Source organism: Corynebacterium pilbarense, assembly GCF_026930265.1.
Lineage (GTDB): Bacteria > Actinomycetota > Actinomycetes > Mycobacteriales > Mycobacteriaceae > Corynebacterium > Corynebacterium pilbarense.
Genome location: NZ_JANRML010000082.1, coordinates 1 through 705, shown reverse-complemented (window position 1 = coordinate 705; position 705 = coordinate 1). Strand labels below are relative to the sequence as shown.

Here is a 705-nt window from a genome sequence, read left to right as displayed (position 1 = left end):
TGCGCCATTCTTCTTTGGGGTTGTCGTTGGGTGTGGCTTTGACTCCGGTGGTGTATGCCTGCTGCGGGGTGCGTCTGCCTAGGGCGCGGTGGGGTCGGGTGCAGTTGTAGTATTGGCGAAATTCGTTGAGGAGTTGTTGCAGCTCATCGATGGTTTGTGCTGGGGGTCGGGCGGTGATCCATTTTTTGAGGGTTTGGTGGAACCGCTCAATTTTTCCTTGGGTTTGGGGGTGGCCTGGTCGGCCGTTTTTCTGTTGGATTTTGTGTGCGACGAGCACTTTTTCGAATGCGTTTCGCCCGCCTTTGCGCCCGGCTAGGCGGGCGGTGAATACCAGGCCGTTGTCCGTCAGCGTGGATGCTGGCGGGCCGTATGCGCCGATCAGGCGGGTGAGTTCGGCGGCGACGGCGGGGCCTGTAAATGCGGCGGCCGCGGTGATTGACAACAGGTATCGAGAGTGGTCGTCGAGGAAGTCGAGGACTTCTACCCGCGTGTTATCAGCGAGGAAGAGGTGGGTGATGTCGGCTTGCCAGCATTCGTTGGGCATCGCCGCTTCGAAGCGGATGTAAGAGCTTTTCGGCTTCTTTTGCGGCTGCGGGGTGATCAAGCCCTCGTTGGTGAGGACGCGGCGGATCGTTGAGGTTGAGGGGGCGCGTTTGCCGGCCTGTTCGAGGTGGTAGGCGATGGTTTCGGGCCCGGCGTCGAGTC

General features: G+C 60.6%; 1 protein-coding gene. It reads right to left on the bottom strand.

Features of this window, described 5'->3' with window-relative positions:
• The coding region (locus NUW87_RS11430) for an integrase core domain-containing protein (RefSeq protein WP_269028647.1) at positions 1-705 on the bottom strand (705 nt) is incomplete at both ends.